Genomic DNA, 23,825 nt, shown 5'->3' with positions numbered 1-23,825 from the left:
GCCAAAAATCCCTCGCCGATAATCCTTGGAGTCGAGCCTGCTTGATTCTCGTCCGGGACAATGCCCTATACAGGAGAATCAAGTGAACGCCATGCATTTCCTGCGAACCCATCATTCGACGACTTTCGGATTCCTGGGGGTTGTATTTTTGTCTGCCATGCCACTTTATTCGTTAGCTCACGACGAGCACTCCGTCGAAAGCACGACCATTGAATATTACGAAATCGAAACAACCCCGGATGATCGCCAGAAACTATCGCATCTGAAAATCCATAGTGAGAATGAGTATCACACGGACGATCAGGACAGTGATTTTCCTCTCTCCACCCCACCACAAGGTGATACCGGCACGAGTTACGCCAGCTCGCTCATATTACTCTGACGTGCAGGGTGTAACCCGGTGCAAGCAGTGTTTTGACCATTCTGACGACCTCATAAATATGAGTTATTGACTTTGGCAGACTCCATCGGGGTGAGATTATTTTCAGGCCAGGTCGTGGCAGAGATGCAGCTGACATTCTGCTCTGCCTGAATAAACTGTTCATAAGGAAATCGCCTCGATGCTACTGAAAAACTTCGTCACCGTGTCGTTTGGTTTATTGCTTTCTCTCAAGGCCATGGCCGACGACAAGGGTGTCTACAGTACCAAATTGACGAGTGTTGAAACCAACAAGAAGGTCCCAAGTGCAGTGAAAACCAGCTATCAGGTAAAAACCGGTTATCGTATTGACAACTTTTACGCCTTTACAGCTGCAGCCATTGACCCGATGAAACCCCAATCGCAGATCTTCAGTTCGGAAATTGACCCGCGCAACGTTCAACACATGGACGATTCACCGTTGGGCAGCAAGTATGCATTTTCGGCGGAGCTGGAACTGATCCGGGGACTCTGACAACCCGTTCAAAGCCAATGGCAATGGGGTCGATCTCACCGACAGCAAGGACGCCGAATCGCGTATCTTCTCCATGACTGCCCGCCAGGCTTGACCCTAATCATTTAACAGATGAGCCTTCAATTTCATGAGTATCGCACCGCCCGACGAGATCTTTCATTTGTCTTCTGCCTTGCCGAGCCAACTGAACAGAACAATAGGCAAATGGGAAATGAGCCTTATTCCGACCGAGCAAGAGGCGCGCATTCGGCAACATAAACTCTTTCACAGCCCGGAGCTGCAGTGCAGTCGCCTTGAGTTCGACTCATCCGTGACGCTGGTCAGTACTGTCCCTGCCGGATTCGTGACATTCGCCATCTCGCAGCCCCCGATTGGACGCCCCGTCGTAAACAATCACAAACTACGGCCTGACGAAATCATCGTACTGCACAGCGATGAATCGGTGCATTACACTTGCGAGCCGAATGAAACACTTTTCAGCATAACCACAACACTGGAAAACTATGACCGGTGCCGCCAACATCACGCTGTCATAGATATACTTGCCAACAGAACACAACACAGCTTCCAGGCTGAAAACTTTCAATTCATACAATCTGCCGTTCAAGCCATCAGCGCTTGCTGTGGCGACATCAACGACTCTGATTCTTCACAGCACAGCGAAGCAGAGGGTTCCGCGATTGAACGTGCCGTGCTTGCTGCTCTATTGCAGTCGTTGACACCCGCTGGTGGCTTCAGCCGTAAAGTCCCGACAAGAAGAAAGGTGGCGATAGAAGCCATAGAGTACATTCATGAAAACACAAAAAAAACGCTCACTATAAAATCGCTGGTAAGGCAACTTGATACCACCACTCGCACCCTGCATTTTGGCTTTATTGAAACGTTCGGGATGTCGCCAATCGCTTACATCAGAAACCTGAGACTCGCCAGTGCCCGCCGCGATCTGATTAATAAAACGTGGCCCACCGTGACAGAAACCGCGATGTTCTGGAATTTCCACCATCTGGGTCGATTTTCCAAGGCGTATCAGATTGCTTACGGAGAGACTCCGTCAGAAACGGCCAGGCGCAACTCAGCCAAGCCCTGCAAATGATGATTAATAATTTCCTTTGATTAACCACAGGGACCCACCATTGCTTATTTGCCCATTCAAGGAAATAAGCATGCATCATCGAATAAACACACTGCCGCTCAAGCAGAAAATCATTCTGTGCATTACCGCCTATGCCAGCGGCATCTTATTGGCAGGGGTAATTGACTGGTACTGAAGACGTTTAATCCGCGACTACAGGGTGCACAGTGAAATATTGATACCTCGGGGTTTTTCGATGATTGCCGCATATAAAGCGTTACCTGGAAGGCACGCAGTCACTGTATGCCTGATTGCTGCGACGTGCTGGGCTGCATGGTTCTGTGCTGGAGGACTGGCTGAGCAATTCATCGCTCGGAAGTTGAATAACGTTTATGTCGATCTGCGTGCGGCTCAAGTAGAACCTAATGCGCAGATCGACAAAGTACTGGAAACCCTCGGCGATCTCGATCGTTCGGGCCAGGAATGCTCCGCCGAGCAATATTCACAACTGGCCGACCTGGTCAAGAACCTGCGATTTGTCGATCAAGCGGCAATTCAGTTGCCCAATGGCAAGATCTGTTCCTCCTACGGACAAGAACTCCCTTCAGTACTGGCAGGCAATGAGAAGCGCAAGTTCTCAATTGGAAGACGAACTTATTGGGTAGGTTCCGACCACGCAGCTTCTGCGGACACCGACTTCATCATTGTGTCGGAACAGTCAACCTACGTCTGGGCAAACAAGAAGATCCTGCTCGACAACTTGAAGTTTCCCGAGGACCTGCAACTGGACCTGATCGGCCCCGGCGGCGCAGTGCCCATTGCCTCCACGGGCCCTCGGCCGCTGACGATGCAGAAGCCGTTTCACCTTGAAGAACTGGTTACCTCGGCAGACAAGGTCCTGATCGCCTTTGCGGGCAACCGAAATGAACTGATCTCGGTCATTTCTCTTCCATTGAACTACCTGACAAGTCTCAAATTCAAATTATTCATTGGCCTTGTGTGCGTGTTCGCAGCGCTGCTCTTGCTTGCAAGGTGTATTCAACGACATTACACCTCTATCGCCGTACGGCTTCGCAATGCCATAAAAGCCAACACGCTGGGTGTTCACTACCAGCCTATCGTTAACTTGACGACGGGCTATCTGGTGGGCGCCGAAGCACTTTCTCACTGGAGCGACAACGGCACCCACGTGCCTGCGGATGTTTTCATTCCAGTGGCAGAAAAATCTGACTTGATCCGCAAACTGACGCGCTCGGTGATTCGACAAGTGGCTGAGGATTACAGCACCTACCTTTGGGCGTGCAAGGACTTCTACATTACGGTCAATCTTTGCGCCCAGGATATTCAGGACCCGAGCTTCCCAGACTATGTGGCCAGCGTGCTGGCAACCTACAACATGCCTGTGTCCGCCATGGCCTTTGAAATCACCGAAAGGACGATGCTCGATCAGAAGCCTGCCGCCATGCAATTGCGACGGCTTCGTGCGTGTGGACATCGCATTGCCGTGGACGACTTCGGTATCGGCTATTCCAACCTCTCGCTTCTGGATTCGGTGCCTTTCGACATTCTGAAAATAGATCGCTCATTCATCGCAGACGACAAGATCGCTGCCGAGGATGCCTTGTGGCGACACATTGCCCGGTTGGCCAAATCGCTAAGACTCAAGGTCGTGGCCGAAGGTGTCGAGACTCAGGAGCAACTGCCGCATCTGGTTTCGGAGGGGGTTGTATTGGCGCAAGGCTGGTTGTTCTGCAAAGCGCTACCTGTTCAAGCACTGGCAAGACGCTACTTTCAATGCCCGGCAAACATCCCGCCTTACGACGCAAAAATATCAATCAATGACTTCTATTAACGCTTCACGGCCCCTCAAATGCTCGCCGAACCCTAACACCTGACAAACCTGTACAAGGACTCCACCACACATGCTACTTCGAAACCTTGGCTTCGCTTCACTGCTATCGTTGCTGTCTTTTCAGGCGCTCGCCGATGACAAAGGTTTATATCTTGGCGCTGGAGTAAGCAGCATACAGACCGACGAATCCAGACTGGACGACGACGACACCAGCTACAAGGTTTATGCCGGGTATCGCGTCAATAGTTACCTGGCCTTCGAGGGGGCCTACGTCGACCTGGGTCAATTCAAGGACAAGAATGTCGATTTCGAAGGCAAATCGGCTCAGGCTGCCGCCCATGTCGGCTTTCCCCTGGGCGATCGGATGCGGGTATTCGGCAGTGTCGGTGCTCACGCCTGGGACGCCGACGGCAATGCCACCGACGACGATACCGGGGTTGACCTGACCTACGGTGTGGGCCTTGAGGTCGATGTCTTTCGCAACATCGGCCTGCGCGCTGAATACGAAGTCCTGGAGGTCGGCGAGATCGACCTGAACCAGACGACCGCATCCGCCTATATGCTTTTTTAACACCGCTACAACTGAGCGGCCTTGCCGGTCGCTCAACGCACTCTGCGCAACGCGCATTCCCCGCCCCGCCTGCTCCCGCGATGACTTCTTGCACCCGACATCCTGACAGATCACCCCGCTCAATGACCGAGTACTGGAGATCGGCAGCCCCCGCGCCAGTCAACTGATGAGGGAAAGTGGATTTTGAAGGCTGGACCTGAGATTCGCCCCTTGCTTGCAGGCGCTATCGATGCTCGCGTGTATACCACAAGCGCAGCAGATAGATCGTTGAATGCTGAATTTCATATCGAAGTTCATAGTGGCCGATCAGAATTCGCCGCACATCCCGTGGGTCGAACTCCTCCAGACGCTCTCCAATGCGCGGGTTGGCCAGCAAAGTGCCTGGAGCAGCAATCAGCTGTTGAACCGTATGGGCAGCGGCAGGTTGATTGACGGTGGCTAGAAACTCGTACAAACGGGCTACATCAGAAAGCGCCTTGCCAGTCCACTTCAACTCCATCAGCGCGGCACCGGTAACGGAGATTCTGTGCCGAGACTTTCGGCCCATGCCTGGACAGCCTGATGGTCGATAACACGACCGGCATCCACATCGGCCAAGGCTTCACGGGTCAGGCGACTGCGTTCTTCTTCCTGATCCAGCCACGCCGACAGGGCCTGCTTCACGATCCAGTTTCTAGAGCGATCCAGACGCTCAGCGAGCTGATCAACCCGTTCGGCCAGGTCAACCGGGACGTGTGCCGTCACTGAGCGGGTTTTGACGGTAGTAGCCATGACATTTGCTCCAGTGCCGCGAGATGCAGCAGATACCGGTTAACGTTATTCAGATTGCTTCAATATGAACCAGATTAAATCACATCTGATAACCCAGGGTGGTCAAGCACGATAGGTGGTCATCGCGCATAGCATGCAGCCCAAGCTCGATCATGTTGCGAACTCCCTTTCAGACGTAATCAGGATTCCTTCGATTCCTGCGCGGGGGCCGGGTACCACTTGTCCCTGGGCACCCATTTCTCCTGTTGTGGATCGCCCAGATAGTGCGGCGACATGATCTGCACACCATACTCATTGAACACATCCTGGATGTTGGCGTGCAGCATGCTCAGCAGCACAGCGCGCGGCCGTGGCTGGCTGGGGATGGCCTGGGCCACCAATCGGTATTCCGGGTAGAAGTCCGACAATGCTGTCTGGAATACCTGGGCCGGCGGCACTTCGAGAACTCCCGGCGTGCGTTTTGCGGCCTCCAGCAACATCGCCTCCACCTGCCGCCACGGCGTGTCGTAGCCGATGGTCACGACGGTGTCGACCACGTAGCCGGGGCCTTGTACCACTCGCGAATAGTTCTTGGTGACGGTGCCGGTGATCATCGAGTTGGGCAGGGTCAGCACCTCACCCAGGCCGGTGCGAATGCTGGTGGTAAACATGCCCAATTCGGTCACCGTGCCTTCGTAGTCGCCAATGCGCACGAATTCGCCGGGGCGCAGGGTTCGGGTGTAGGTCAGGATCAAACCCGCCGCTGCCTGGCCCACCACGCTGGTGGCGCCCAGGGAAATCATCAGGCCGATCAACACCGACAAGCCTTTGAAGGCATCGGTGCCCGCACCCGGCAGGTACGGATAGGCCATGGCCAGGGCAAACAGCCAGATCGCCAGGGACGTCAGGCGTTGGGTGGGTTGCAGGGTTTCATGGTTCAGCCAGCTCAGGGTTCCCGGTACAGCCATGCGCCGCAGTATCCGCCGCATGAAGGCGGTTGCGCCGCGGGCGATAAAGAAGATCGCCAGCGCCACGCCCAGCCCGGGTATGGCGCCGACAATCCCTTGCAGCAGATAACCGCCGAGCTCCAGCAGATAGTTATTGAGGCTTTCGCCCCAGGGACGGGTATAGGGAAAGCGTGACAGGACAAAGCCCAGCCATTCGTAGGTAAACAGCATCACGACGATCCAGCGCACCAGCTCCAACAGGCGACTGGCCAGCGGATACAGGAAATTGGCGTCGACCAGCGGAACCCGTCCGACCTTCAGGGCCTGGGTGTGCCGATGCATCAGTTCGGGCAGTTTCTTCAGCACTTTGCGCCGCACAAACAACATACCGAACAGCAAACCTATATAAACGCCGGTGGCGATCAACGCGGCGACTGCGGAGCGCAGAATCAATTGCAGGTTGCGGGCTTCCCGGGTTTCGGCAATGACCTGACGCAGCTTGGCAGCCGCGGCTTCGGCGGCCTGCTGTACCGAGTCGTATTCGGTCCCGTCGATATCCTTGGGCGAAACAATAAAGGCGCGCCGGCTACCCAGCAGCACCATGTAGCTTTCCATGATCGGGTCGATGGCGACATTGAGATCGTCGGCATCATCCAGCGCCTCACCGATCACCGCTTTCGCCCGTTTGACCCGCGAGGCCGGGGCTTCACCGAGGGTGGTCGCGTGAAACGCCATGATGGTGCGGTTGGCCACTTTCAATTCTACGGGAGCATCGACCACTTTCGGTGCGTCTTCGGCCCACAATTGCACCGACACAAACATCCCGAAGACAGTAAACATTACAGCGAGCAGCCTGCTCCGCATGTGTCGGATCCTTACGTCACGAAATTCAGATCGAGGGTACGTATCGCAGCGTAGTTCACCGATGAACGGTTGTCAGATTGGAGCTACAGGCAGTTTCCTTACCCGTCTCGTTCCTTGAAACAGCGAACTCAAGCCTCTGAAATTGTGCTCCTGACCGAATTCTCGAAACACTGAAGATCCTTGTAGGAGCAAGCTTGCTCGCGATGGTCGTAAACGATGACACTGGGCACCTGATAGTCCGCGGCGCCCTCAGGTTATTCGCGAGCAAGCTCGCTCCTACAGTGTGTTGCGTACCTGACTCAAGGATTGACCTGATAACCCTTGCCCTGCAAACAGCTGGTGTAAGCCGTCGTGGTGTTCGCCTGCGTGGTTTTCGCGTCCGCCCGGCGCTCCTGGCGCTGACGTGAACCACCGACCACAGCGCCGGCCGCTGCCGTCGACTTGGCGCGGTTCTGGCGATAGTCCTGTTGCACATCACTATCGACGCGGTCATAAGCCTCGTCGTGCTGGTTGCCGCGCACCTGGGCCGCCGTTGCGCCGGCGGCGGCCCCTACAGCGGCGCCCTTGACCCTCCCGCCGGTAGGCGTGGAAGCCGTCGAGGCGCTTTGGCTGGCGGCGATGCTGTTGCATTCGTTGATGTCGGCCTGGGTTTGTTGCGAACTCTGCCCTTTCATCGGCACCACCGATTGCGCCCATCCCGGGCTACTCAAAATCGACAATGCGATACACAGGCTGACCGGTGAAAACCTTTTCATGATGACCTCCGGCAGGTTTGCCACAACGGGCAAGCCTTTGGGTCGACTGGCGGCGGCAAGCGACGCCATGCGTCGCCTGCCGATCGGGTGGAGCAACTGAAAAGTGTAGTTCAACGGCCCCTCAGAGAAAGACTTCCGAACAAGCGGTTGGAGTCGTGTAGGAGCGAGCCTGCTCGCGATGGCGGCGTGTCAGACAAAATAGACGTCGACTGACACTACGCAATCGCGAGCAGGCTCGCTCCTACAGGTCTATCGGTGATCTGGAGATTTGTGGTTATTCAGGCGGATCGAGCTGATCCAGCGCCCGGTTCACGGCCAGTTCGCCGAGCATGATCACTTGCGCAATGCCCAGCAGCGCATTGCGATTTGTTCCTTGCAGGTGATCCACCAGGTCGTTGGCCATGACATGGGCCGACGCCAGCGATTCACAGGCGTGCACCAGTAAGGTTTCGACATTGAGTTCGGGATTGACGATGAACATGGAGCTGGGCTTTCGCGGCGTGGCCATGATGCCGGGGCCGGGGTTGAGGTAATGATCGAGGGCGCGCTCGGCGGCTTCGTGGAGTTTCTGGGAGTCGAGGGTTTCGTGCGGGGATATCGGATCAGTGTCCGGCGGGTTGGGTGTGACTTTGAACATAGTGAAACTCCATATGTGATAAATGGAGCCATCACTCTCGCTACCAAACGATGGGTGGTGGCCATACGAAGGTTGGTAGACCGGCCCACATGGAAAAACCGGCGCGCCCGAGAGCGCCCTACGCATGGACACCATTAAAACAATTGCCAAAAAGGCGCCTGTCCATAGGTGATGCTACGCGTATGTGGAAAACGGGCTACCAAACCCGATCGCTGCTGTTTTGCAGCGACCGGTCAACGATAGAACCCGCCCCCAAGACGCACAAGCCGGCGGATTCTGGCGTAGCTGTAGGCAATGACGCAAGCCGTTGTAGCTTGCGGGAAGTAACGCTGACAGCCGCTAAGCAACCCCCTTAAACACACACCAATAGGACAGCCAATACAAAGAACTGTAGGAGCGAGCCTGCTCGCGATGAGGGTATCAGCTTCAACATCCATGTTGGCTGAGCCACCATCGCGAGCAGGCTCGCTCCTACAGGGTATATGGTGTTAGTCAGGCATTGGTGGTCAGTGGATAGAGCTTGTCATCGAACTGCGCCAACTTCGGAAATACCAGTGGTTGGTCGTCGCTCAAGTGCTGCAAACGCTGGCTGTAATCAACCAGAAATTGCTGGCGCGCCTCGTCACTGATGTACGGCACATGCCAGGCCACGAACGGTTCCAGCACATCGAACCCGACGTAAGCCAGGGTGCCACGCAGGATCGGCCGCAGCATGTCCTCCAGCGGGCCATGAATCGCGCCTTCGCCGAACATGTGTTCGCGCCCGCCCAGGGTCACGGTCACCAGTGCCTTCTTCCCAGCCAATCCGCCCTGATCATAGAAACGCTTGCCGCCGTAGCAGATGCCCGACACCAGCACCCGGTCGATCCAGCCCTTGAGCATCGCCGGGGCGGAGAACCAGAAGATCGGGAAATTGAGGATCAGCAGGTCGGCCCACAACAATTTGTCCAGTTCGGCCTGAATGTCCGCCGCCAGCGACTGGCTCTTCACACCCAGGCGTTGTTCCAGGGCATAGACCAGGTACTCGGGGTTTTCCCGATTCGAGAAGTCCGCGTCGCTGGCCACCGGGTTCCAGTTCATTTTGTACAGGTCGCTGACCTGCACTTCGTGGCCCTGGGCTTCGAGGGTCGCGACGGCCTGGTCCCGCAGGGCGGCGGTGAAGGATTGCGGTTCCGGGTGGGCGTGGACGATCAGTACTTTCATGGTGATTCCTTAGACTTTTCCCAGCGTATCGATTGAAGGTGTGGAGCAGTGGTTGATGAACAGTTCGAGTCACCAATCGTCACACCTGGATCGCCTTCACTTCGACGAATTCGTTCAACCCCTCCTCACCCCATTCGCGACCGTTACCCGACTGTTTGTAGCCACCAAACGGCGCCTGATAATTGAATGCCGCGCCGTTGAGGAAGCACTGGCCTGCACGCAGTTGGCGACCCAAATGCAAGGCGCGCTCGGCACTGCCGGCCCAGACGCCGCTGGACAGGCCGAACGGCGAGTCGTTGGCGATCTGGATCGCTTGTGCCTCATCGGTGTAGGGAATCAGGCACAGCACCGGGCCGAAGATTTCTTCCTGGGCAATGCGCATGCGGTTGTCGACATCGGCGAACAGCGTCGGGCTGACATAAAAGCCGCGCTCGAACATTGACGGCGTGTCACCGCCGCACAGCAGTCGTGCGCCTTCCTGTTGGCCGACCTTGATGTAATCGAGCACGGTGCGTTTTTGCCCGGCCGAACACATCGGACCGAGGAAGCTTTGCGGGTCGAGGGGATCGCCCATGCGCAGGCTCAGGGTTTCCGCCAGCGCCAGTTCCACGGCCTCGGCGTAACGGCTGGCCGGCAGCAGCATGCGGGTCAACGCGGTGCAGGTCTGGCCGGAGTTGATCATCACGTCCTGCACGCCGTAGCGCACGGCCGCTGCCAGGTCGGCATCTTCGGCGATCAGCAGCGGCGACTTGCCGCCCAGTTCCAGGCACACCCGTTTCACCGAAGGCGCCGCCGCTTGCGCAACGCGAACGCCGGCGCCGGTGGAGCCGGTGAACGACACCATGTCCACGTCCGGATGTTTGGCCAGCGCTTCGCCGACTTTCGAGCCCGGGCCGCTGACCAGGTTGAACACCCCGGCCGGCAGGCCGATGTCCTCGATCATTTGCGCCAACAGGAAGGCATGCAGCGGGGTTTCCTGGCTCGGTTTGACCACCACTGTGCAACCGGCGGCCAGGGCCGGGGCGAGTTTGCCGATCAACTGGTGCAGCGGGTAATTCCACGGGTTGATGAACGCGCAGACACCCACGGCCTCGCGGATCACCAGCGAATTGCCGACTTCACGCACCTCGTCCATGAGATGAGCCAATTCGACGTATTGCTCAAGGCCAGCGATCGGCCCGTCGACCTGCACCGAGCGGCACCATTGCACCGGCATGCCCAATTCAGTGGTAATGACAGAAGCCATTTCATCAGCACGATTACGCAGTTGATCGGCCAGTGCGCGGATGTAACCGGCCCGCACGCTGGACGGCGTGCGCGACCATGAGGCGAAGGCCCGACGTGCAGCCGCCACCGCGTTTTCGACATCGAGCTCATCACCCAGCGGAACACTGCCGCACACCTCCTCGGTGGCTGGGTTGATCACCTCGGCGATGCCCTGCCCCGAAGGTTTCTGCCAGCGACCATCAATAAACAACGCCTTGTGGTTAAGCATGAACCTGGGCCTCCATCAATTCTTGAGCACAACGGGCGATGCGCTGGCAGGCATCGCGCAGGGGTTCGGCGCCGACCACCAGACCGAGGCGAATATGCCCCGCCGCGCTCGGACCAAAGGCCTCGCCAGCCAATACCGACACGCCGTGGCGATCCAGCAGACGGTCGGCAAACGCCTGGGCGCTGAGCCCGGTCTGGCGGATATCGAGCATCACGAACATCCCGCCATCGGGTTTCAACGCCCGCACGCCGGGGCAATCGGCCAGGCTGTCGCACACCAGGTCGCGACGCTGGCGATAGGCTTCGCGCATGGCTTCGAGCTCTGGCAAGTTGCTTTCCAAGGCCACCACGGCGGCGTCCTGAATGAAATCCGGCGAGCCGTAGAGCATGCACAGCGCGAGGTTTTCCAGGTGCGCGGCCAGGGATGGCGGTGCCACCACCCAGCCGACGCGCCACCCGGTCATGGCGTGGGATTTCGACAGGCTGTTGAGGGTCGCGGTGCGCTCGGCCATGCCCGGCAGGCTCGCCGGGCTGACGTGCTCGCCTTCGAACAGCAATTCGCTGTAGACCTCATCGGAAATCAGCCACAGGTCGTGGCCGATGCACAACTCAGCCAAGGCAGCCCAGGTGCTGCGCGGCAGACTGGCGCCGGACGGATTGTGCGGGCTGTTCAGGGCCAGTGCCCGGGTGCGCGGGGTAATGCGCGCAGCGACGTCTTCGGGCAGCACGCGGAAGCCGTTTTCCGAGCGCACCGGCACCGGCACCACCACGGCGCCGCAAGCCCCGAACACGGCTTCGTAGGTGACGTACATCGGTTCGGCGACGATCACCTCGTCACCGGGATTGAGCACGCATTGGGCCACGCTGAACAGCGCACATTGCGCCCCGGCGAGCACGGTGACCTGATCCGCCGAAACCGATTGGCCGCTGCGTTGTTGATGGCGCCTGGCAATGGCCTCACGCAGGGCACGCTTGCCGCGCACCTCGGCGTAGTGGGTGTTGCCGCTCAGCAGGCTGTCGATGGCGCCCTGCACGATGGGCTGTGGCGTGTCGAAATCCGGGTCGCCCACGGACAACAGCAGAATGTCTTCACCCTGTTCGCGCAGTGCCAGGGCGCGGTAGTGGATATCCCACGCGGCGGCGCCGTCACCGGCGATTCGTTGAGTCAGATCGGAAAAGCGCATGGCTTCATCCCCTTGAAATGCAGATCAATGCGCGCAGGCATGCTTGAGTTCGATCAAAGTCACGCCGTTACGCTTGAAGCCTTGGTGCAAGTCAGTCTGCAACTCGGCGAGGCTTTGCGGCTGGGTCACGGTGCAACCGAAGGCACGCGCGAGGGCGGCGAAATCCGGGTTGCGTGGCAGCACGCCGATGGGCTCGATATCCAGGCCGAGCATGTCGTCGCGAATCTGCCCCAGTGCGTCGTTGTTCCACAGCAGCACCACCAGCGGGCTGTCCAGTTCTTCAACAGCCGTGGCCAACTCCTGGGCGGTGTAGAGGAAACCTCCGTCACCCACCAACACCAGGCCAGGCCGTTGCGGCGCGCCGAACTTGGCGCCGATGCCTGCCGGCAGGCCGTATCCCAAGGTGCCGTAGCCGGTCGGGTGCAGCCAACTGCGGATGGCCAGGCTGTCGAAGGCGTAGTTGCCGGTGTAGGCCAGTTGGGTCATGTCGGTGCTGATGAAGGCGTTTTCCGGCAGCTCCACGGCGATACGGTCGAGAATCGATTGATGGATCGACTGCAATGGGCCATGGCTGGCCTTGACCGCTTCGCGCAGGGCCGCGACCGAGGCCGTGGCGGCGCCAGCGTCGCGCACGTCGGTCGGCAAACGCTCAAGCAACCCACTGAGGGTTTGTTGTGCATCGCCATGCAATGCCACCGCGCACGGGTAGAAGTCGTTGAACTTGCGCGGATCGATGTCGACACGCAGCAGTTCGGCGGTCAGCGGCAGGCGTTCGCGCCAGTAGTCGGTGTCGGCCATTTCGGTGCCGACCGCCAGCACCACGTCGGCCTCGGCGATCAGCTTCCAGCCCGGCTCCACACACAGGGATGAACCGGCGTTGAGCGGCGCATCCGGTGGCAGCAGGCCTTTGCCGGCGACGCTGGTGAATAGCGGCGCAGCGAGCCGGGTGCTGATGGCTTGCAGTTCTGAAGTGGCATTGAGCGCACCGCCACCGGCGATGATCATCGGCCGCTTGGCAGCCTTCAGTTTGGCCACAGCTTGATCGATGGCGTTGGCGGACGCCGGGCCGCGACCCGGGCGACGCACCACCTCATTGCTCCAGTCTCGGGCAATCGGCGCCGACAACACGTCCAGCGGCACCGAGATGTGCACCGGGCGCGGCCGTTCGCTGTCGAACACCGCGTAGGCACGGGCGATCAGTTCCGGCAGGTCTTCGGCGGTCAGCGCCACGGCGGAGAACGCGGTGATCGGCGCGGTCATCGCCCGTTGATCCTGGCACTCGTGCAGGCTGCCCCAGCCGTTGCCCAGGCTGGCGCTGTGGTTGACGCTGGAAATCACCAGCATCGGAATCGAGTCAGCGTAGGCCTGGCCAATGCCGGTGGCGGCGTTGGTCACGCCGGGGCCGGTGATGACGAAGCACACGCCGGGTTTTCCGCTGACCCGGGCATAGCCGTCGGCCATGAAACTGGCGCCCTGCTCATGGCGGGTCAGCACGTGGCGAATACCGCTGCCGGGCAAGCCGCGATACAGCTCCAGGGTGTGTACGCCGGGGATGCCGAACACGGTATCGACGCCGTAGTTGGCCAACAGACGCACCAGGGCCTGGCCACCGGTCAAGGTTTTGCTTTGCATATTCATGTCCTCACTCCTGGCCGAGGCGAATCAACGCATCGACCGCAGTTGTGCCATGGGCACCGACCAACAAAGGGTTCACATCGAGTTCGAGCAGTTGCGCGGCGTTCTCGCAGGCGTAGTCGGCCACGGCGCGGATCGCGCTCACCAAGGCGTCCAGGTCAGCAGGCTCGCGACCACGGAAACCTTGCAGCAACGGGGCGCTGCGCAAGCTGAGCAAGGCATTGCGGATCGCGCCGTCAGTGGTCGGCAGCAACAGGCTGCGACTGTCCTTGAGCAACTCCACCAGAATGCCGCCGGCACCGATCACCAGCGCGAGGCCGAAATCGTTTTCGCGTTTGATGCCGACGATCAGCTCAGCCAGTGGCGGCTTGGCCATGGGTTCGAGCAACAATTGATCGAGGGGTACGCCCGGGGCGTAAGCGGCAATGCTGCCGCGCATCTTCTCCAGTGCAGCGCTTAGCGCCGCGCCATCCTTGAGATTGAGCGCCACGGCGCCAGCCTCGGTCTTGTGCGGCAGCTGTGCGCTGACCGCTTTAAGTACCAGCGGATAGCCCAGGGTTTCGGCGTCCTTCAGGGCCTTGTCCGGGGTGCTCAATACGCCGTTGGGCGTTGGCAGGCCAAAGGCTTTCAACGCCTGTTTGGAGTTCCACTCATTGAGCAAACGCCCCTCACCTTCCAGCGCGTGCGGGCACAGCGGTACCAGTGCCGATTCACCCAAAGCCAACAAGGCCTGGCGGTTGCGCTGATAACCGGCAATGCGGCCCCACGCGGCCAAGCCATCTTCGACACCTTGCAAGGCCGCGACGCCTTGGGCGTGGAGACGCTCGCGGGCATGGGCCGGCAACAACTCGGGGAAGGCCGAGGTGACAAAACCGGTCTTGCCGTGGCGTTGCAGTGCCGCGCAGTACAACTCCAGCAGCAGGTCGCATTCCTTGCGCTCGCCGGTGAACTCCGACGGGTAGTCGAGCACCAGCATCGCCGCGTCGGCCTCGGTGCGCAGCGCGCTGTCGAGCATGCGGTTCAAGGCTTCGCCGTCGCCCCAGATCGCCGTGGTGAAATCCAGCGGGTTGACCAGGTTGGCGTAGGTCGGCAGCACTTGCGCGAGTTCGCCGACCTGCCCTTGATCGAGTTTCGGCAGGCCCAGGTCGTTGCGTTCGGCGTAGTCGGCAATCAGCCCGGCGTCGCCGCCGGAACAGGCCAGCGCAATCAGGCTGTGACCCGCCGGCAGGTTGCCGCAGGCAGCGGCCTTCAGGGTTTCGACAAAGCTCACCGGGCCGCTGACGCGGATCACCCCGAGACGGTCGAACAACGCGTCGTACAGCGCATCGGAACCGGACAGCGAACTGGTGTGACTCAAGGCCAGTTCGGCGCCGATCTGCGACACGCCGGTTTTCAGGGCAATGATCGGGACGCCCTTCTCCAGTGCCTTGTGCGCGGCGCGGGCAAAACCCGGCACGTTCTTCAGGCCTTCCAGATGCAGGCCGATGGCGGTGACGCGCGGCTCGTCGAGCAACACGTCCATCAGTTCAGCGATTCCCAGTTGCGCCTGATTGCCGACCGAGGCCATGTAGGCCACTGGCAGCGAACGATCGCTCATGGACAGGTTGTAGGCGAAGTTGCCGCTCTGGGTCAGCACCGCCACGCCCTTCTCCACCGCTTTGCCGCCATGGGCCACCGGCCACAGCGCGCAGCTGTGCAGGTAGTCGAGCAGGCCATAGCAGTTGGGGCCGAGCAAGGCCATGTCGCCAGCGGCCTTGAGCAGTCGCTGTTGCAGGGCCTGGCCTTCGGCACCGGTCTCGGCGAAGCCTGAGGCGTAGCAGATCGCCCCGCCCGCGCCGATGGCGGCCAGTTCGGCGACGCAAGTCAGGGTCAGTTCGCGGTTGGTGGCGATGAATACCGCATCGGGCCCGCATGGCAGGTCGGCGATGTTGCGTACACACGGCACGCCTTCGAGGCTGTCGTGCTGCGGATTGACCAGCCACATTTGCCCTTGGTAGCCGCCCTCGGCGCAACGCTTGAGGGCGCGCGCCATGCTACGGCCGCCGACGAACGCCACGTGTTGCGGCGCGAGCATGCGTTTGAGGTTGTCACGAATGGTTTGGGACATGGGAATTCTCCGGGCCGATCAGCGCAGCAGCGGCCGCAGCAGCTCGCGGGAAATGATGTGGCGCTGGATTTCCGAGGTGCCTTCCCAGATCCGCTCGATCCGCGCGTTACGCCAGATGCGCTCCACCGGACCTTCGTCCATCAGGCCCATGCCGCCGAAAATCTGCACCGCCTCGTCGGCGGCACGACCGAGCACTTCACTGGCGAACAGCTTGGCCATGCCGGCCTCGCCATCGGTCATGGTGCCCTGGTCCATTTTCCAGGCCGTGTGCAGGGTCAGCAGTTCCGCGGCGCGGATTTGCGTGGCCATGTCCGCGAGCTTGAACGACACGCCCTGGTAGGTGCCGATCGGCTGGCCGAATTGCTTGCGGTCCGCCGCCCATTGCAAGGACACATCCAGTGCGCGCTGGGCCTGACCGACGCAGTTGGCCGCGACCATCACCCGCCCGGCAGTCAGCCAGGCGTTGGCCACCTCCCAACCCTTGCCGACTTCGCCCAGCACTTTGCTGGCCAGCACCCGGCAGTCGTCGAAGAACATTTCGAAGGTGTGGTAACCGCGGTTGCTCACGCACTTGGGCCCACGGCGAATGGTCATGCCCGGGGTGTTGCGGTCGACCAGGAACGAGGTCACGGCGTTACGCTTTTTGCCGTTGTGCTCGTAAGTGTCGGTCACAGCGAAGACGATGGCGAAATCGGCATGGCCGGCGTGGCTGATGAAATGCTTGCTGCCGTTGAGAATGAAGTCGTCGCCCTCACGCACGGCGCGGGTCTTGATCGCATTGGCGTCGGAGCCGGCACCCGGTTCGGTCAGGGCGAAACAGTCGATCTTTTCACCCTGGATGCACGGCAACAGGTAGTCGTTGATCTGGTCGCCGGTACAGGCCATGAGGATTTTCGACGGCCGCGCGACAAACACGTGCAGCGCCCAGGACACCTTGGACAGCTCACGTTCGATCAGCGCCTGGGACAGATAGTCCAGGCCACCACCGCCCACTTCCTCAGGCATGTTGAAGGCGTAGAAACCGGCGGCAATCGCCTTGCCGCGAATCTGTGCCGCCAGTTCCGGGGACACCTCGTCGGCGCGGTCGACCTGCTCTTCATAGGGCAGCAGTTCCTTCTCGACGAAGCTGCGTACCGAGTCCACCAACATTTCTTGTTCTTGGGTCAGTTGGAAATTCATGGTGCTACCTGTTGTTCGTTAACGGCGAAATGGGGAGATGCTAAAAGCCTTCGCTGGCAAGCCAGCGCCTACAGATGGGTGTGCTAGCGGATTAGCGGCCGATAAAAGTTGCCGGGCGTTTTTCCATGGCGGCGCGCAGGGCTTCGTTGCCGTCTTCGCTGCGACCGCAGAGCAGGCCGGCGGCGAGTTCGGCTTGCAGTTGCTCCGCCAGGCTGCGTTCCGCGCCTTCACGCATGAGCTTTTTGGTCTGGGCGAAGGCGAAGGTCGGGCCACTGGCCAGGCGTGCAGCGAGTTCACTGGTAACGGTCAGCAATTGATCGTCGGCGCACACTTCGCCGACCAGACCGGCGGCCAGGGCACGGTCGGCGCCCCACATTTCGTCGAGGAACAACAGGCGCTTGGCCTGTTCGCTGCCGATCAAGCGCGGCAGGTGCCAACTGGCGCCGGCGTCCGGCGAGTACGCCATGCTGGTGTAGCCGGCCTTGAAGCGTGCCGATTGCCCGGCGATGCGCAGGTCGCAGCACAGGGTCAGGTCCATCCCTGCACCGACGGCGGTGCCGTTGATGGCGGCGATGGTGGGTTTTTCCAGACTGTGCAGGCGGGTCATCAAGGCGTGGGCGGTTTCGGTCCAGCCGTAGGTTTCCAGGGCGCCCCGGGCTTCGGCATCGGCCCATTCATCGAGGTCCGCGCCGGCGCAGAAACTGCGGCCGCTACCGGTCAATACCACCACGCGCACCGCCGGATCGGCGTTGAAAGCGTCGAGCAAGCCGTGCAGGTTTTTCAGCGTCGGAATGTCCAGCGCATTGCGCTGGGCAGTGCGGTTGAGGGTGATCCAGGCAACGCCTGCTTCAACCTGGCTGAGCAGCGACGATTGAGTGGTCATGGGAATCCTCGAATTATTTTGATGGGTCTGAGGTGATGCGACTTGAGGCCATACTAAACGAGTGTTCAGTAAGGCGGCAATCGGCGGAGAAATGGGCTGTAACAAGCTCAAAAATCATGTAACACATTGGTTTTATTGAATTATTTATAGATGGGCGAGCGTAAGCCGTTGGCGCTGTTACAACTTCGAACAACTGCCTACGCCCAGCACAAAACAACTGTAGGAGCGAGCTTGCTCGCGATGAACTTGAAAACGCCGCGGAGTGTCAGGTACCCAGCGTTATCGTTGACGACCATCGCGAGCAGGCTCGCTCCTACAGGGGAAACGGTTATCTGGAGGTGTCAGGCAGTCGGCAAGCTCGGCGCCAACGCGCCCTGACGCTTGCGATGGATCAGGAAGTACGCGCCATAGCACAGCGCAATGAAGCCAAAGCCCCAATACAGCGACGGACGCTGGGTCTCATCCAGGGCCAGGAACACGAACAGCGAGCAGCACAGCGTGATGCACATCAGCGGCAATACCGGGAACCACGGTGCGCGGTACTTCAGGTCGCTGAGTTTGCCGCCGTCACGCAGATAAGCCTTGCGGAACTTGTACTGCGCCAGCGCAATGACAATCCAGGTCACGGTGCCGGACATGCCGCTCACCGCCATCAGCACCATGAACAAGGTGTCGGCGGCGACGAAGCTGGTCATCAGCGACACCAGCGCGAAGCACAAGGTGATGCTCAAGGCGCGCAGCGGCACGCCACGCTTGCTCAATGGCGACAGACTTTTCGGCGCCATGCCGGTTTTCGACATCGCCCACAGGATGCGTGTCGAGGCATACAGGCCGGAGTTTCCCACCGACAGGATCGCCGTGAGGATCACGAAGTTCATCAGGTCGGCGGCGTAGGGAATGCCGACCATGTCGAACACCTGCACGAACGGGCTTTCCATCAGGCCGGCCTGCTGCCACGGCACGATGGCCGACAGCACGATGATCGCCAGCACGTAGAAGATCAGCACGCGGAACACCACGTTGCGTACGGCGCGGGGAATGCTCTTTTCCGGCTGATCGGTTTCACCGGCGGCCACGCCCATGATCTCGCAACCCTGGAACGCATAGACCACGGTCATCATCACCGCGAACACCGCCGACAGGCCGTTGGGGAACAGCGTATCGCCGATCAGGTTGGTCGCCATCGGCGCCGGTGCGCCACTGCTCAGGGGTATTACACCGAAGATCACCAGCACGCCGACCACGATGAAACCGAGAATCGCCGCGACCTTGATCCCCGAGAACCAGTATTCCGCCTCACCGAAAGCGCGGGTGGCCATGGCATTGATACCGAACAGCACCACCACGAACAGCGCCGACCAGTACCAGATCGGCACCGCCGGGAACCAGCGGGTCATCAGCATGCCAGCGGCGGTGAACTCCAGGCCCACGGTGGTGGCCCAACTCATCCAGTACACCCAACCGATCATGAACCCGGTGGCCGGGCCGATGTATTTGGTGGCGTGGGCCTGGAACGAACCGGAGACCGGCATCTGTACCGACAGTTCACCCAGGCAGACCATCACCAGGTACATCAGGAAACCCGCGACCAGGTAAGCCAGGATCGCCCCCACCGGGCCGCCCTGGTTGATGGTAACGCCGGAGCCCATGAACAACCCGGTGCCGATGACGCCGCCCAAAGACAGCATGAAAATGTGCCGGCTCTTCAGGGCGCGGGTCAGCTGTATGCCTTTACGATCAGTATTTTCGTTCATGTCGGCACCTCAGCAATCGGTGAGGTGTGCAGCGCGCGACAGGACGTCGCGGCGCAGGGTGGGATCGGCTTTACGGCAATTCATTATTATTATCTCCAATAAGCTTCGAAGACCGCGCTGCGGCGGTTGCGTCGATTATTGGAAAGCCATGTAAGTTCGCGTTGACCGTAAAGATCGAAGTTGTACAAAGTCGTAACAAACTTGTACGTCAGCTCTGCAACAGGCCTTTGAGGGTATCAAGCGAGCGCAGCAATTGCTCATTGAGCGTGGGGCTCAGCCGCTGGATCGCCGATTCATCGTTTGCCAGCGCCAAGGTCTCCAGCGCCCTTAGGGTGGCGGCCAAGGCCCGAAAACCCAGGGAGTCGCAGCTGCCGGCCAGACGGTGCGCCAGTTGCGCAACCTCTGTGCAGTCATCGGCGGCCATGGCTTCATGCAGTGCATCGCGGTGCTGGAGAATCGAGTCGCGCAGCACCGCCAGCAGACTCTGGACCTTTTGCTCGCCGAGCAGGTTGCGATGGGTCTGCAGCAACGGCCAGTCCATTGCCTCATCGCTCAGCAGCGACTCGGCGACGGGCGCATGCCCTTCCAGCACCTGGCGCAGGTTTTCCAGCTTCAAGGGCTTGGCCAGGACACCGTCCATGCCGGCCTCCAGATAACCGCGCACCAGCGCCGGTTGCACGCTGGCGGTCAAGGCGAAAATCCGGGTGTGGCGATTCGGCCCGTCGCTGTTGCGGATCTGCCGGCATAACTCGACACCGCTGATGCCCGGCAGATGCACGTCGAGCAGCAGCAGATCGAAAACCCGCGCCGCGCAGTGTTCCAGCGCCTGATCCGCTTCTTCGGCGAGCCATACCCGGTGGCCGTCCCGCTGCAATAAACCCTTGGCCACTTCGCGGTTGAGCGCCACGTCTTCGACCACCAGGATGTTCAGTGCCGGCCCCACCGCGCGTACCGGCGGAGCCTCAGCCACGCCGCTGGCCGGCTGCAAGGACAGCTCGAACCAGAAACAACTGCCGCGCCCCACTTCACTCTCCACGCCGATGCAGCCGCCCATCTGCTCCACCAGATGTTTGCAGATCGCCAACCCCAATCCAGTGCCACCAAAACGCTGGGCCACTTCTTCGCTGGCCTGGGTGAAACGCTCGAAAATCTTCGCCTGCATCGCCGGGGCAATGCCGATGCCGTCGTCCGTGACACTGACCCGCAGCCGCTGCCCGGTCTGTTCGCCGGTTTCGCTGAGAAGCGCCACCTCGACGCTGACTTCGCCGCCTTCGGTGAACTTGATCGCGTTCGCCAGCAGGTTGCTCAGCACCTGACGCAGGAACTGCTCGGCGCCGTGGTGATACTCGGCAACCCGCTGATCGATGCGGCAAGTGAGGATCGTGTCGTTGTTCAGCGCTCGCGGTTCCAACAATGTCAGCACCTCGTCGAGCAACTGGCGCAGCGAGAAATCCACCGGCTCGGGATGGCTGACGCCCTCCTCCAGCTTGGCGAAATACAGCACTTCGTTGAGGATCGTCAGCAAGCCTTCACCGGCCTTGTGCAAGGCATCCAGGCGTTTGCCGTCCCGGGCATCCAGGCGCGCGCCGCGCAACAGTTCGGCCATGCCGAGGATGCCATTGAGGGGCGTGCGCAGTTCGTGGCTCATGGTCGCCAGAAACCGCGACTTGGCAAGGTTGGCCGCTTCCGCCTCGTCCTTGGCCCGCATCAGGCTGGCGGTGCGGCGCTCAACCATTTTCAGCAGCTCGTCACGGTTGTCCTGCAAGGCCAGGCGATCGGTTTCCCGGCGCTCGATGTCCCGCAGGATCGCCCGGCGCATGTCGTCCAGTGCGTGGGCCACGGTGTCGATTTCGTCGCTGCCGCGGCGCTTGTCCAAATACAGGGGCTCGTGCCATTCACCGGCGGCAATGCGCCGGGCGAACTCGGCCATGACTTTCAGGTGACGGGTCACCAGACGATAAAACAGCCCCGACAAGGCAACGGCCAGACCGCAGAGGAACACCGCCATCCACAACAGGCTGGTCAAACCGGTGGCATAGAGACGCTGGTACACCGCCCCCAGATCCGTGCTCACTTCCAGCTCGCCAAGGTTGCGCAGCGGGCCGGACGGCGGCTGATAGTCCAGGGCAAAGCGCTCGATACGCAGCGGTCCCGCCGGGGTCGGATTGCCTTGTACCAGGTCGAAATCGGCGCTGGTCAAGTGCACCCGCGCGACGTCGGAGAAGTCCACCAGCCCGCGCAACTGCACGTTCAACTGCTCCTGGTTCAAATCCCAGAGGCTGCGTTCCAGGCTGGCCAGGTAGCCGGCGCGGATCAGCTCCATGCGCGAATCGATGTCGCGCATTTCCCGTCGATACTCGATGTACAGTTGCACGCTGCTGGCCAGTACGGTGAAGCACAGGCTGAACAACAGAATGAACAGCAACAGGCGTCGCAACAGTCCACCGGGGCGGGCGCGAATCATTGCGCATCCACCGGCAGGTTGATCATGTCGCGGTAGGTCACTTCGCTTTCGTTGAGCCAGCGCTCGATGTCGCCGGCATCGACCATGCGCTGCAATTGCGCGTTGATCTCGGGCATGCGCTCGGCCAAGGGCGAGCGCCGTGACACGGCAACCCGCAAATAGTCCACGCTCAAGGCCTTGGGCAAGGCGACGATGTCCTGGCCGCCGGGCAGGTTTTCCACGTACAGCTGGCCGGTACGCCGCTCCTGGGTGATGAAATCGATGCGCCCGCGAATCAGCTTGCCGAAGTTCTGGTGGCTGTCGGAAACCCATTCGATATTGTTGTTGCGCGCGACCATGCGATCGAACGCCACACCGTAGCTCTCGCCGAACAACAGGCCGCCACGGTAATGGGCCAGGTCGTCCAGTTGTTCGAATGTCACCGGGTGTTGGCGGTTGATGAACAGCGCCACTTCTTCACGCAATACCGGCACCGTCGAGAACAGCATGCTCTGTTCGCGTTGCGCGGTGCTGTAGGCCAACACCACATCGACCCGGCCTTCGGCGGCGTCCAGCAGGCAGCGTTTCCAGTTGCCCAGCACGATAATCTCGACCTCATACCCCAACTGGCCGAACAGATTTTTCACCACGTTCGGCGCCAGGCCGCGCACCTGCTTGCCGTCGCTCCAGGAGATCGGCGGGTACACCGGGTAATCGCAATAGCGAACCTTGTCCGCCGCGACGGCATGGCCAGCCACCAGCATCGCCAGCAGGCAAAGCCATCGCGCCATCAGCTTCAGGCCGCCACGCCAGCGGTGAACAGGTAACCGGCGCCATGGATGGTGATGATCAACTGCGGTTCGGCGGGGTCGTCGTGCAACTTGCGGCGCAAGCGCCCGACCAGCACGTCGATGGAGCGGTCGTTGGGCACCCATTCGCGGTTGCGGATCTGGTCCATCAACTGATCGCGGCTGAGGGTGTGGCCGCTGTTGCGCAGGAACACGCTGAGCAACTGGTATTCGCCGTGGGTCAGCAGGGTTTCGCTGCCGGACGCATCGATCAGGCGGCGGCGGTCGGTGTCCAGTGACCAGTCGGCGAACTGCTTGACCGGCTTGGCCACCGCGACGGCAGGCTGTGGCGTTTGCGCGTGACGTACCCGGCGAATCAGGTTTTTCGCTCGCGACACCAGCTCCCTTGGATTGAGGGGTTTGATCACGTAGTCGTCGGCGCCGCATTCGAGACCGACGATGCGGTCGATTTCGTCGTTGCGCCCGGTGATCAGGATGATCCCGACTTCCGAACGCACCCGCAGTTCGCGGGTCAGGGTCAGGCCGTCCTTGCCCGGCAGGCGGGTGTCGAGCATCACCAGGTCGACGGTCTGGCTGGCGAGGAAGGTTTCCGCCAGTTCCGCCGTGGCGGCGCAATGGACGTCGTAGCCTTCCTGGGACAGGTAGGCGTGCAGCAGATCGCGAATCAGCGGATCGTCATCGACGATCAATACCCGAGGAGTCATCGCTTGGTGTCCGGCTCAGGCCCGAAGGCCAGTTTCTTATTAGAGTGTTTTCCTGCATCGGCGCCAGAGAGTATCGATTGCTGAACGAC

At 60.3% G+C, this 23,825-nt stretch carries 21 protein-coding genes and 1 pseudogene; 6 read left to right on the top strand and 16 right to left on the bottom strand.

The features are described 5' to 3' along the window. The first annotated feature begins 91 nt into the window (after nucleotides 1–91). From KGA83_RS01295 to KGA83_RS01275, 5 genes are all read left to right on the top strand, one after another. Nucleotides 92–382, top strand: a complete 291-nt coding sequence (locus tag KGA83_RS01295; RefSeq protein WP_108216079.1) for a hypothetical protein — start codon at nucleotides 92–94, stop codon at nucleotides 380–382. A 178-nt stretch (nucleotides 383–560) separates the two neighbouring features. Then, nucleotides 561–893 carry a hypothetical protein gene (locus KGA83_RS01290; protein ID WP_108215759.1) on the top strand — a complete coding sequence of 111 codons (333 nt, stop codon included), beginning with the start codon at nucleotides 561–563 and terminating at the stop codon, nucleotides 891–893. Nucleotides 894–1,020: 127 nt separating this feature from the next. Next, a complete protein-coding gene (locus KGA83_RS01285; protein WP_108215760.1) occupies nucleotides 1,021–1,986 on the top strand; it encodes a helix-turn-helix domain-containing protein in 966 nt (321 codons plus the stop codon). A gap of 235 nt (nucleotides 1,987–2,221) precedes the next feature. Continuing rightward, a complete protein-coding gene (locus tag KGA83_RS01280; protein ID WP_223527770.1) occupies nucleotides 2,222–3,817 on the top strand; it encodes an EAL domain-containing protein in 1,596 nt (531 codons plus the stop codon). A gap of 70 nt (nucleotides 3,818–3,887) precedes the next feature. After that, nucleotides 3,888–4,388 (top strand): outer membrane beta-barrel protein, encoded by a 501-nt coding sequence (locus KGA83_RS01275; protein ID WP_046037049.1) that lies wholly within the window; start codon nucleotides 3,888–3,890, stop codon nucleotides 4,386–4,388. A gap of 223 nt (nucleotides 4,389–4,611) precedes the next feature. Here the strand turns inward: KGA83_RS01275 and KGA83_RS01270 are convergent, their stop codons facing one another. The 3 genes from KGA83_RS01270 to KGA83_RS01260 all read right to left on the bottom strand — a co-directional run bounded on the left by KGA83_RS01270 (nucleotide 4,612) and on the right by KGA83_RS01260 (nucleotide 6,949). Then, entirely contained in the window at nucleotides 4,612–4,887 is a 276-nt protein-coding gene (locus tag KGA83_RS01270) for a type II toxin-antitoxin system RelE/ParE family toxin (protein WP_223527767.1), read from the bottom strand. Continuing rightward, nucleotides 4,887–5,159 (bottom strand): CopG family ribbon-helix-helix protein, encoded by a 273-nt coding sequence (locus KGA83_RS01265; RefSeq protein WP_223527764.1) that lies wholly within the window; start codon nucleotides 5,157–5,159, stop codon nucleotides 4,887–4,889. Before KGA83_RS01265 ends, KGA83_RS01270 begins: the two co-directional genes overlap by 1 nt. Before the next feature lie 179 nt (nucleotides 5,160–5,338). Beyond that, nucleotides 5,339–6,949: a mechanosensitive ion channel family protein gene (locus KGA83_RS01260; protein WP_108215764.1), complete on the bottom strand. Its 1,611-nt coding sequence runs from the start codon at nucleotides 6,947–6,949 to the stop codon at nucleotides 5,339–5,341. A 203-nt stretch (nucleotides 6,950–7,152) separates the two neighbouring features. On the opposite strand from KGA83_RS01260, the pseudogene KGA83_RS01255 reads away from it, so the two are divergent. Next, nucleotides 7,153–7,242: pseudogene (locus KGA83_RS01255) on the top strand (outer membrane lipoprotein carrier protein LolA); the annotation flags it as partial. A 6-nt stretch (nucleotides 7,243–7,248) separates the two neighbouring features. Here KGA83_RS01255 and KGA83_RS01250 read toward each other — a convergent pair. The 13 genes from KGA83_RS01250 to KGA83_RS01190 form a co-directional block, all read right to left on the bottom strand. Then, nucleotides 7,249–7,704, bottom strand: coding sequence for a YMGG-like glycine zipper-containing protein (locus tag KGA83_RS01250; RefSeq protein WP_223527758.1), 456 nt, complete (start codon nucleotides 7,702–7,704; stop codon nucleotides 7,249–7,251). A gap of 274 nt (nucleotides 7,705–7,978) precedes the next feature. Continuing rightward, nucleotides 7,979–8,341 (bottom strand): DUF6124 family protein, encoded by a 363-nt coding sequence (locus KGA83_RS01245; protein WP_223527755.1) that lies wholly within the window; start codon nucleotides 8,339–8,341, stop codon nucleotides 7,979–7,981. Between the two features lie 492 nt (nucleotides 8,342–8,833). After that, complete coding sequence (locus KGA83_RS01240; protein WP_223527751.1) at nucleotides 8,834–9,544, bottom strand: NAD(P)H-dependent oxidoreductase; 711 nt, start codon at nucleotides 9,542–9,544, stop codon at nucleotides 8,834–8,836. A 79-nt stretch (nucleotides 9,545–9,623) separates the two neighbouring features. Continuing rightward, nucleotides 9,624–11,039 carry an aldehyde dehydrogenase family protein gene (locus KGA83_RS01235; RefSeq protein WP_223527748.1) on the bottom strand — a complete coding sequence of 472 codons (1,416 nt, stop codon included), beginning with the start codon at nucleotides 11,037–11,039 and terminating at the stop codon, nucleotides 9,624–9,626. Beyond that, nucleotides 11,032–12,222, bottom strand: a complete 1,191-nt coding sequence (locus KGA83_RS01230) for a pyridoxal phosphate-dependent aminotransferase (protein WP_223527745.1) — start codon at nucleotides 12,220–12,222, stop codon at nucleotides 11,032–11,034. The genes KGA83_RS01235 and KGA83_RS01230 overlap by 8 nt, the downstream gene beginning before the upstream one ends. A gap of 24 nt (nucleotides 12,223–12,246) precedes the next feature. Beyond that, nucleotides 12,247–13,854 (bottom strand): 5-guanidino-2-oxopentanoate decarboxylase, encoded by a 1,608-nt coding sequence (locus KGA83_RS01225; RefSeq protein ID WP_223527787.1) that lies wholly within the window; start codon nucleotides 13,852–13,854, stop codon nucleotides 12,247–12,249. 10 nt (nucleotides 13,855–13,864) lie between these two features. Then, a complete protein-coding gene (locus KGA83_RS01220; RefSeq protein WP_223527739.1) occupies nucleotides 13,865–15,964 on the bottom strand; it encodes an acetate--CoA ligase family protein in 2,100 nt (699 codons plus the stop codon). Nucleotides 15,965–15,982: 18 nt separating this feature from the next. Next, entirely contained in the window at nucleotides 15,983–17,143 is a 1,161-nt protein-coding gene (locus KGA83_RS01215; protein WP_223527737.1) for an acyl-CoA dehydrogenase family protein, read from the bottom strand. Between the two features lie 91 nt (nucleotides 17,144–17,234). Next, on the bottom strand, nucleotides 17,235–18,026 hold the full coding sequence (locus tag KGA83_RS01210; protein ID WP_108215772.1) for an enoyl-CoA hydratase/isomerase family protein: 792 nt from the start codon (nucleotides 18,024–18,026) through the stop codon (nucleotides 17,235–17,237). 341 nt (nucleotides 18,027–18,367) lie between these two features. Beyond that, the gene (locus tag KGA83_RS01205; RefSeq protein ID WP_223527735.1) at nucleotides 18,368–19,780 is read right to left on the bottom strand and encodes an amino acid permease; all 1,413 of its coding nucleotides are present in this window, start codon (nucleotides 19,778–19,780) and stop codon (nucleotides 18,368–18,370) included. A 208-nt stretch (nucleotides 19,781–19,988) separates the two neighbouring features. Beyond that, nucleotides 19,989–22,244 carry an ATP-binding protein gene (locus tag KGA83_RS01200; protein ID WP_223527733.1) on the bottom strand — a complete coding sequence of 752 codons (2,256 nt, stop codon included), beginning with the start codon at nucleotides 22,242–22,244 and terminating at the stop codon, nucleotides 19,989–19,991. Continuing rightward, nucleotides 22,241–23,014, bottom strand: a complete 774-nt coding sequence (locus KGA83_RS01195; protein ID WP_223527731.1) for a substrate-binding periplasmic protein — start codon at nucleotides 23,012–23,014, stop codon at nucleotides 22,241–22,243. Before KGA83_RS01195 ends, KGA83_RS01200 begins: the two co-directional genes overlap by 4 nt. Before the next feature lie 5 nt (nucleotides 23,015–23,019). Then, complete coding sequence (locus tag KGA83_RS01190; protein ID WP_223527729.1) at nucleotides 23,020–23,736, bottom strand: response regulator; 717 nt, start codon at nucleotides 23,734–23,736, stop codon at nucleotides 23,020–23,022. Nucleotides 23,737–23,825 lie beyond the last annotated feature (89 nt).

This window comes from Pseudomonas sp. GL-R-19 (genome assembly GCF_019956375.1).
Classification (GTDB): Bacteria; Pseudomonadota; Gammaproteobacteria; order Pseudomonadales; family Pseudomonadaceae; genus Aquipseudomonas.
This window is presented reverse-complemented; position numbering and strand designations above follow the sequence as displayed.

What these genes read in the sequence shown, in the direction of transcription:
- KGA83_RS01295 (WP_108216079.1), top strand. Translation starts at nt 92, where the DNA reads ATGCATTTCCTGCGAACCCATCATTCGACGACTTTCGGATTCCTGGGG.
- KGA83_RS01290 (WP_108215759.1), top strand. Translation starts at nt 561, where the DNA reads ATGCTACTGAAAAACTTCGTCACCGTGTCGTTTGGTTTATTGCTTTCT.
- KGA83_RS01285 (WP_108215760.1), top strand. Translation starts at nt 1,021, where the DNA reads ATGAGTATCGCACCGCCCGACGAGATCTTTCATTTGTCTTCTGCCTTG.
- KGA83_RS01280 (WP_223527770.1), top strand. Translation starts at nt 2,222, where the DNA reads ATGATTGCCGCATATAAAGCGTTACCTGGAAGGCACGCAGTCACTGTA.
- KGA83_RS01275 (WP_046037049.1), top strand. Translation starts at nt 3,888, where the DNA reads ATGCTACTTCGAAACCTTGGCTTCGCTTCACTGCTATCGTTGCTGTCT.
- KGA83_RS01270 (WP_223527767.1), bottom strand. Translation starts at nt 4,887, where the DNA reads ATGGAGTTGAAGTGGACTGGCAAGGCGCTTTCTGATGTAGCCCGTTTG.
- KGA83_RS01265 (WP_223527764.1), bottom strand. Translation starts at nt 5,159, where the DNA reads ATGGCTACTACCGTCAAAACCCGCTCAGTGACGGCACACGTCCCGGTT.
- KGA83_RS01260 (WP_108215764.1), bottom strand. Translation starts at nt 6,949, where the DNA reads ATGCGGAGCAGGCTGCTCGCTGTAATGTTTACTGTCTTCGGGATGTTT.
- KGA83_RS01250 (WP_223527758.1), bottom strand. Translation starts at nt 7,704, where the DNA reads ATGAAAAGGTTTTCACCGGTCAGCCTGTGTATCGCATTGTCGATTTTG.
- KGA83_RS01245 (WP_223527755.1), bottom strand. Translation starts at nt 8,341, where the DNA reads ATGTTCAAAGTCACACCCAACCCGCCGGACACTGATCCGATATCCCCG.
- KGA83_RS01240 (WP_223527751.1), bottom strand. Translation starts at nt 9,544, where the DNA reads ATGAAAGTACTGATCGTCCACGCCCACCCGGAACCGCAATCCTTCACC.
- KGA83_RS01235 (WP_223527748.1), bottom strand. Translation starts at nt 11,039, where the DNA reads ATGCTTAACCACAAGGCGTTGTTTATTGATGGTCGCTGGCAGAAACCT.
- KGA83_RS01230 (WP_223527745.1), bottom strand. Translation starts at nt 12,222, where the DNA reads ATGCGCTTTTCCGATCTGACTCAACGAATCGCCGGTGACGGCGCCGCC.
- KGA83_RS01225 (WP_223527787.1), bottom strand. Translation starts at nt 13,854, where the DNA reads ATGCAAAGCAAAACCTTGACCGGTGGCCAGGCCCTGGTGCGTCTGTTG.
- KGA83_RS01220 (WP_223527739.1), bottom strand. Translation starts at nt 15,964, where the DNA reads ATGTCCCAAACCATTCGTGACAACCTCAAACGCATGCTCGCGCCGCAA.
- KGA83_RS01215 (WP_223527737.1), bottom strand. Translation starts at nt 17,143, where the DNA reads ATGAATTTCCAACTGACCCAAGAACAAGAAATGTTGGTGGACTCGGTA.
- KGA83_RS01210 (WP_108215772.1), bottom strand. Translation starts at nt 18,026, where the DNA reads ATGACCACTCAATCGTCGCTGCTCAGCCAGGTTGAAGCAGGCGTTGCC.
- KGA83_RS01205 (WP_223527735.1), bottom strand. Translation starts at nt 19,780, where the DNA reads ATGAACGAAAATACTGATCGTAAAGGCATACAGCTGACCCGCGCCCTG.
- KGA83_RS01200 (WP_223527733.1), bottom strand. Translation starts at nt 22,244, where the DNA reads ATGATTCGCGCCCGCCCCGGTGGACTGTTGCGACGCCTGTTGCTGTTC.
- KGA83_RS01195 (WP_223527731.1), bottom strand. Translation starts at nt 23,014, where the DNA reads ATGGCGCGATGGCTTTGCCTGCTGGCGATGCTGGTGGCTGGCCATGCC.
- KGA83_RS01190 (WP_223527729.1), bottom strand. Translation starts at nt 23,736, where the DNA reads ATGACTCCTCGGGTATTGATCGTCGATGACGATCCGCTGATTCGCGAT.